Annotated in this window: 5 protein-coding genes and 1 pseudogene; 3 read left to right on the forward strand and 3 right to left on the reverse strand. The window is 44.8% G+C overall.

Going from position 1 to position 7,806, the window contains the following annotated elements:
* Positions 1 to 564: 564 nt before the first annotated feature.
* Positions 565 to 1,140, forward strand: a pseudogene (locus tag J6U00_RS06835) (glycoside hydrolase family 16 protein); the annotation flags it as partial.
* Positions 1,141 to 1,207: 67 nt separating this feature from the next.
* Here J6U00_RS06835 and J6U00_RS06840 read toward each other — a convergent pair.
* Both J6U00_RS06840 and J6U00_RS06845 read right to left on the reverse strand, forming a co-directional pair.
* Positions 1,208 to 1,834, reverse strand: a complete 627-nt coding sequence (locus tag J6U00_RS06840; RefSeq protein ID WP_296580445.1) for a hypothetical protein — start codon at positions 1,832 to 1,834, stop codon at positions 1,208 to 1,210.
* A 21-nt stretch (positions 1,835 to 1,855) separates the two neighbouring features.
* Entirely contained in the window at positions 1,856 to 2,929 is a 1,074-nt protein-coding gene (locus J6U00_RS06845) for an iron-containing alcohol dehydrogenase family protein (RefSeq protein WP_296580447.1), read from the reverse strand.
* A gap of 530 nt (positions 2,930 to 3,459) precedes the next feature.
* Here J6U00_RS06845 and J6U00_RS06850 point away from each other — a divergent pair.
* Both J6U00_RS06850 and J6U00_RS06855 read left to right on the forward strand, forming a co-directional pair.
* Positions 3,460 to 4,884 carry a sugar transferase gene (locus J6U00_RS06850; protein WP_296580448.1) on the forward strand — a complete coding sequence of 475 codons (1,425 nt, stop codon included), beginning with the start codon at positions 3,460 to 3,462 and terminating at the stop codon, positions 4,882 to 4,884.
* Positions 4,885 to 4,919: 35 nt separating this feature from the next.
* Positions 4,920 to 6,608: a hypothetical protein gene (locus J6U00_RS06855; RefSeq protein ID WP_296580450.1), complete on the forward strand. Its 1,689-nt coding sequence runs from the start codon at positions 4,920 to 4,922 to the stop codon at positions 6,606 to 6,608.
* 151 nt (positions 6,609 to 6,759) lie between these two features.
* On the opposite strand, the gene J6U00_RS06860 is transcribed toward J6U00_RS06855, so the two are convergent.
* Positions 6,760 to 7,806, reverse strand: a 1,047-nt coding sequence (locus J6U00_RS06860; RefSeq protein WP_296580451.1) for a hypothetical protein, incomplete at its 5' end; no start/stop codon positions are given.

Raw genomic sequence — 7,806 nt, forward strand, 5'->3', positions numbered from 1 at the left:
CAGCAGAACAATGACTGGAACAATTGGAACAACGGTCAGCAGCAGAACAATGACTGGAACAATTGGAACAACGGTCAGCAGCAGAACAATGACTGGAACAATTGGAACAACGGTCAGCAGAACAACGACTGGAACAATTGGAACAATGGTCAGCAGAATAATGACTGGAATAATTGGAACAACGGTCAGCAGAATAATGACTGGAATAATGGTCAGCAGAATAACTGGAACAACTGGAGTGTAAATGACTGGAATAACCAGAATCAGCAAAACAATGACTGGAACAACTGGAATAACCAGAACCAGCAAAACAATGACTGGAACAACTGGAATAACCAGAACCAGCAGAATAACGGTTGGGACAACTGGAACAATGGTCAGCAGCAGAACAACGACTGGAACAACCAGCAGAACGATAACAACGCTTGGTACAACTGGGACGTTAATAATGACTGGAACAATAACAATCAGCAGTCCGGAAATGTGTCCTCAGGCACTGATATGAACAAGTCTGCTACTATGGCTGACGATTTCAGAACAGGCTCATCACGTTATTTCATAGCTTCTGACGGCTGGGAAAATGGCGATCCATTCGACTGCGGCTGGTATGCTTCACAGACCAGCTTCAGAGATGGTGCTCTCACTCTCAGTATAGACAAGGACAACACCGGCAAATACAACTACGCAGGCGCTGAGTACAGAACAAACGATTTCTACGGCTTCGGCTATTATGAGACCTCGATGCAGGCTATAAAGAACAACGGCGTCGTATCATCATTCTTCACCTATACAGGCGAGTCCGACGGCAATCCGTGGGACGAGATAGATATCGAAATACTCGGCAAGGATACTACAAAGGTCCAGTTCAACTACTACACGAATGGACAGGGCAATCATGAGAAGATGTACGATCTCGGATTTGACGCTTCTCAGGGTTTCCACACCTTCGGATTTGACTGGCAGCGCGATCATATTACATGGTATGTTGACGGAAAGGCTGTATACACAGCTTATGACAATATCCCACAGACTCCCGGAAAGATCATGATGAATGCATGGCCCGGCAGAGGTGTTGACGAGTGGCTTGCACATTACGATGGAAGAACTCCTCTTACCGCTCGTTATCAGTGGGTTACCTACAATAAACAATGATTAATCCCCCCAAGGTTTAATACTTTTTTCCTAAAAGCAAAACAGGAGCAGTACATCAGTATTGCTCCTGTTTTGTTACATTAATATCGAGCTTATCCAGTACAAAGTCAAAGAGATTCTTGTTTTGATCATTTGCGTCAAGGTCAACGTCCCTTGCACTGTTTTTCCAGCTACTTCCTTCCGGCAGGAGAGAGTAGGCTATATTATGTTGATACCATTCGTTAGCCATATCCTCTGCGGTGCGATAGCTCTGCATATCCGCACTGTGTACCTTGTGAACGGCTGTCAGCGCCTGACATATAATGACTATATCATCGTAGTCGTCTATGAGATATGAATCCTTGATATGCCAGTTATCTGGTTCGTATAGGGCACTGAATACCATACTGTCGTATACGAATTCATATTTCTGAGCTTCTTCGTCAGTACAGTGAATGAATATATCCTCCGGAGATCTCAAAAGGTGATATGCTTCTGTTGAAGTAACGTCAGATGTTGCAACTTCTGTATGTACAGTCGCAGTCTCCGTCGTTACAGACGCTGAGGTAACTGTCGCTGTGACCGTTGTATAAGCTGTCTGCACCATTTCATTCACAGGTACATTGTTGTCACTGCAGCCTGCTGTCAGGACAGCAAGAGTTGTCAAAAGTACAGCCTCAGCGATGATTTTTAATAAACGCATTTATTTCATGACCTTTCCGTGTCATATATCAATGATATCCGTCATTATGCTCTCGGTGACAGGATAAGGGCAAAGACTGAGCTTTGCCTTGTTTGCAAGGACTGAGGCAGCTGACCTTTCAAGTATCTTACGGTCGGCGGATATGGGAGCAAGGCTGGAAATGAACCGTCCGAGCTCAGCTGTATCCGTGAAGCCAACAGCGTTGAGGATAGCTTTTTGTCGGTCACTGTCCACGTATTTAAGGTATTTAGCAAGGAAAGCTCCAACAGCCGCTCCGTGGGGGACACCAGCCTCGTAGGTGAGCATATAGCTGAGGGAGTGCGGGATAGCCGTTCCCGTCTGCGCTATGGACATACCTGCAAGCGCGGCAGTATCCATAAGCGACTGAGCCGCATCTTCATCAAGCTGCCTTGTACCCTCAATAAATGGACGACACTTTGCCCATAGTTCAAGCCCAGGGAATACCGTCATATCGCTGTAAGTATCCGCAAGTGTGCTCACGGCGCTTTCAATAAGATGAGAAAGCGCATCTATCGCCGTATTTGCTAAAATATCTGTCGGAGCTGATAAAAGGTATCTGCCGTCGATCAAAGCAATCTCAGGGAAAACTTTATGCTTCACAGACAGCTTTGTGCGCATATCATGTCGCGTTAGTACAGATACTCCCGTTGCCTCCGAGCCTGTTCCGCAGGTAGTGGGCACAGCAACCATCGGGAGAGCTTCGGCAGGGGAAGTTTCATACAGGAATCCCCAAGGCTTATCGCTGTTCTTTATCATAAGTGCAGCAGCCTTTGCAGCGTCAATTGGAGAGCCTCCGCCTATGCCTATCACAAGATCAGCGCCGCATTGGATTCCCGTATCCCTTGCAGCCATAACAGTTTCAACGGAGGGGTTTTCCTCTGTTCTGTCAAATATTGTATATGTGACGGAATGCTTGTTCAGGGCGTTTATTACATCGTCAAGAGAGCCGTTTAGCCTTGATGAGTTTTTTCCCGTGATTATCAGGGCATGGGAGCCGAGAGTTGCAAGCTCTTCGGAGTGCCTGGCGATGCAGTTTTTTTCGCTGAATATTTTTGTTGGCATATAAAATTTCATATTATTTCCTCATTTATATGTTTTCGTATATTCGTTACGGCGCCGAAAACGCCTGTGCATTCATTATAGCACATTATTCTGTAAACAGCAAGGTATTCGGAGAAAAAGCAGCCGTATTTCAGAGCCGGTTATAAATCTGTAAGCGAAGCCTTACCGATACAAGCACAAAATATACTGATACAAAATGTGCAGCCTCCTTTTACTATAAGTATATTCTCTTCGGCGGATTTTACTATGAACCATATTTCGTTTTGTTTAAAGTGACAAGAAAAAGACAGTATCCAGCTATTTGCTTGCTTTTTTTTTGTTCAAAGGTTATAATAAATGTGTCCGCAATAACCGCCGCAAGGCGGTTATTGCCCTGAACTGTATTCAGGAGCACATCTCGTAAATGATAGAGTAGTAGTTGCAGGACAAATTATTTTTAGTTGTTAAACAGACATTGATTATTATACATGGCTCATACCGGAATATGGGCGCTGCTCAAGCGACTGTATTTTACGGATATGTCGGAAAGACAGGTGTGTTTTATGCATACAAAAAACAAGTATTCGTGGCTTGGACATCTTGATTTCATGGCAGTTGATTTACTTGCGATGATAATATCGTTCATAGCCGCTTATTTTATAAAATTCCGCAATCTCAGCTTTATAAACAGTCCCGACTGGCTGAGGCTCATACTTCTTTTTTCAGGATTGAATATCGTTATCGCTCTTGTAAAGAATCCATACAGCGGAATACTAAAGCGCTCATATTATATGGAAATAATAAGAGCCATGCAGCTTACATTCTACAACCTTATCTCCGTGGCGCTGGTGCTTTACATATTCAAGATAGGATCTACCTATTCGCGAGCCGTATTCATCATGATGTACTTCTTCTACTTTTTGCTTTCGCTGTTAATGAAGTATATATGGAAGCAGCTTGTGGTTTCGAAGAAGATAGTTCCTTACAATACAAGACCAGTATCGCTTTTTATTATTAGCAGTAGAGATGAGATAGAGAGTACGCTCACAAACGTTGCAGCAGGAGATTTTGATATCTATGATGTAAAGGGATTGTACTTCACCGATGATGACAGCTGTGAAGAATACAGCGGAATACCTGTCGTCAGCGGTGATTTCGCAGACTATATTATAAAGAACAACATAGACGATGTATTGATAGCCGTTCAGCCCAATGCTGTGAGCAATGCGGATTACAGAAAGCTAATAGGCAACGCGGTGAATATCCATATAAGTATAGAAGCGGCTATAGGTATGCAGACAGAAGATCAGTTTATATCTGAGGTGGGCATATACAGGACATTGAGCGTGGGCGCGTACTCCTTTACTCCGAGCACGTTGCTCTATCTTGGCCTGAAAAGGTTGTTGGATTTTATTATAGGCATATTTGGACTTCTGATACTCATACCCGTTTCCCTGATAATAAAGGCAGCTTCGCTACTATCGGGAGATAAGGGGAGCATCTTCTACACTCAGAAGAGAGTCGGTCTCAACGGAAAGACCATAAGAATACTCAAGTACCGCACAATGGTGAAGGACGCAGATAAAAAGCTAAAGGAACTTCTGAAGGAGGAAAAGTACCGCAGGGAATGGGAGGAAAATCAGAAACTGACAAACGACCCGAGGATAACAAAGGTCGGACGTGTGCTGAGAAAGCTTTCCGTGGACGAATTCCCTCAGTTCATTAACCTTATAAAGGGGGATATGAGTCTTGTGGGCCCCCGTCCGCTAGTAGAGGGTGAGCTTGAATCACATGAAGGTCTTAAGCTCTATCAGAAGGTTAAGCCAGGCATGACAGGGTGGTGGGGCTGCAACGGAAGATCGAACATAGAGTACCGTGAAAGGCTTGAACTGGAATACTATTATATAAAGCATTTTTCTATGTATCTTGACATACTCTGCGTATTGAGAACAGTTTTTGCAGTGCTTAAAAAGGACGGAGCAGAATGATATAAAAGCTACCTGAAAAATATTAGGAGAAAAACATGAAGAGTAAAGAACTGACGGATATAAGGAAATTCAGCCTGCTTGCCCCTGATGAAAACAGTATATACTTTAAACTTGGTGCAAATACTGCTACCGATCTTTCCGTAGATTTTATTACTGAGAGCATTTCTGGAAACTCCACGGAGCAGTCGGTGCTGAAAAAGATACTTCTTGAAATGCCTACGGATGAGAAGACTATAAACTACCGCAGGGAGATATACTCAGAACTGAGAGACAATGTGGAGCTATGCGGAAAGCTTTATGATATATTTGACGCAATGCAATTCTATATGAATGAGCGTCCTGTGCAGATAGGAGAAAGCTCCACCATGCTCGAATTTCTAATGCGTCTGAGGTCGCTGGAGGGGTATATCAGCTCCGTAATGAAGATAAACGAGGTCATTGATGGCTTGGAGTTCAGGTCAGAGGGAATGAAAAGGTTTGCCGGTTACATACACGATATATATAATGACAGCGGCTTCGAGGAGCTTTCAGAGGATATCGCCGCAGTCAGTGATGATGTCAATGATATAAAGAGCATTACCATAGGGATAAATCTTGACAGTGAGTTTTACCCAAAGGAAACAGGCATCGTATCACTGAACAAGTTTTATTTTTACCGTCAGAGCGTTCTCCAGCGCTTTGCGAAGTTCCATTTTAAGGATCAGAAGAACGACAAGGATCTTATGCAGTTCTCTATGGAAATGCCGGATAATGAACTTCTCCGACTGCATCAGAAGTACAGGGGCATACCCTCTCCCACAAACCGGGCTACGGATACGCCTCTTATGAACAATCTAAACACCATTATGGAGCGTATGCTGCCGTCCATGACCTCGAAGCTGAAAAAGGTGCTCAACAGGTACGTGGACGTAAGCGGAAAAGCCCTTTCGGGACTTGCAGACGAGCTTCTATTCTATCTCCGCTTTATCGGTCTCGAAAGGAAGCTCACAGAGCTCGGCGTACCCTGCTGTATGGCGGAGAGCTCTGACGGCGACACTGTCCTCAGGGACTTCTGCAATGTGAAGCTTGCTATATGCCGTATCAAGGGAGAAGTCGATGAAGATATCGTCTGCAACGATATAGGCTTCAGCAGGGATAGGACAGTGCATATACTCACGGGACCTAACCGCGGCGGCAAAACCATACTCACTCAGGGCATCGGACTTGTGTTCCTGCTTTACCAAAGCGGAGTGTTCGTACCAGCGTCTTCGGCTAGGATACGTCTCTGCGACGGTATATATACTCATTTTCCAGTGGAGGAGGAGAAGACGGTCTCTCTCGGAAGGTTGGGTGAGGAGTCCGAAAGATTCAACGTGATATGCAGGACAGCAGGAAAGGACAGTCTTCTGCTGTTCAACGAATCCTTTGCGACCACGAGCCATTCGGAGTCAATGTATATTGCGGAGGATGTCCTGAAATATCTCTGCTGTATCGGAGTACGGACGGTATTCAATACCCATATACACGAGCTTGCTGAAAATGCAGACAATATAACCTCCGGTGCAGGTTCGGGCTATGGAGCCGTCAGCGTTGTCATGGAGAACGACAACGGAAGGCGTTCATACAGGATAAGCTACAAAAAGCCCGACGGTAAGAGCTATGCTCATGAGATAGCCTATAAGTATGGCATAACCTTTGAGCAGCTAATTGAGAGAAAGGATAAGTCTGCAGAAATACAGCCTTGACCGGCTGTGATTATGTGGTATAATATGCAATTGCGAACATCTGACTTGCTAAAAATGTTATTGATCCAAATAAAAATGCAAAAGGCAGTCCCGAAATATTGACTGCCTTTTGCGCATATATGGAGTAATTAAGAAAAAGTTGAGTTAATAGTCAGGACCTTTCGCCGACGATTGTTGATATGCGGTCCTGCATCATTTTGGCTGCTTTCTCAGCAGTCTTTTCGCCTGCGAAGAAGGCGTCCGCCTCTTCAAAGCATACCTGCTTTACGTCGTAGTCCATGGTACTCACAAGGGTATTGCAGGACAGCACATAGCGCTCACATTCGTCCCTTTCTTCCTTTGTAAGTGGAAATATTGTAAAACCGAGCTTTGACTGTATGCTCGGAACATCTTCCAGCTCGAGTTCTTTGTTATAATCCTGCAATGTCATGCTGTGATCCATTGCTATTTCAAAGCTCTTCTTAAGTATCGGCAGACCGTATCCGGAATTATGCCAGCTGTTTTCCTCATCATAGCTTATATTTCTTGATCTAAGGACAAATTTTACGAATTCCCATGCGCCGTCTCTGACCTCGCTCTTTCCGTTTATTGCAAATATCTCGTTCAGCCTGAGCCTTCCGCCCTTGCCGTCAGATGAGGGATAGCCTGCCATTATCACATCGTCGCCGCCGAACTCCTCATATTTCAGCTGTGCTGAGTATCCGCTTGCCCGTGAGATTATATCCTTGTCGTTCGCAAGCCAGTATGCCTTATCGGTGTAATACATCTGATGGCCGTAGGGATCGTCCTCCTTGCTTGGCATATCCAACTTATCGACAAAGCGGTCGCAGAATTTGAGCAGCTCTATGAAATCGGGCTCGTCAAAATGGCATTTTCCGTTTTCAAAGTCAACTATGCCGCTCTGTCCCTCAAGGAACATCTCCAGCATCTCGTCCTTTGTATTGCCGTCATACTTGTGCTCAGCCTCAACGCTGTCATAAATGTCCATCATTTCCTTTACAGTCCAGTTCTCGTGATCGAGGTACTTTTTCTTGACCGCGATAGTGTCCACACTGAAATCCGGAGTTATTGCGTAAAGATGACCGTCTTTGCTCTCAATGGCGCTGAGTATATTGGGTACTATGGTATCGCGGCTGAACTCGCTGTCACTGTCCATATAGCTGTACAGGTCTGCAAGGAAGCCCTTGCTGCCGAGGAG

The organism is Ruminococcus sp. (assembly GCF_017650195.1).
GTDB lineage: Bacteria > Bacillota > Clostridia > Oscillospirales > Ruminococcaceae > Ruminococcus.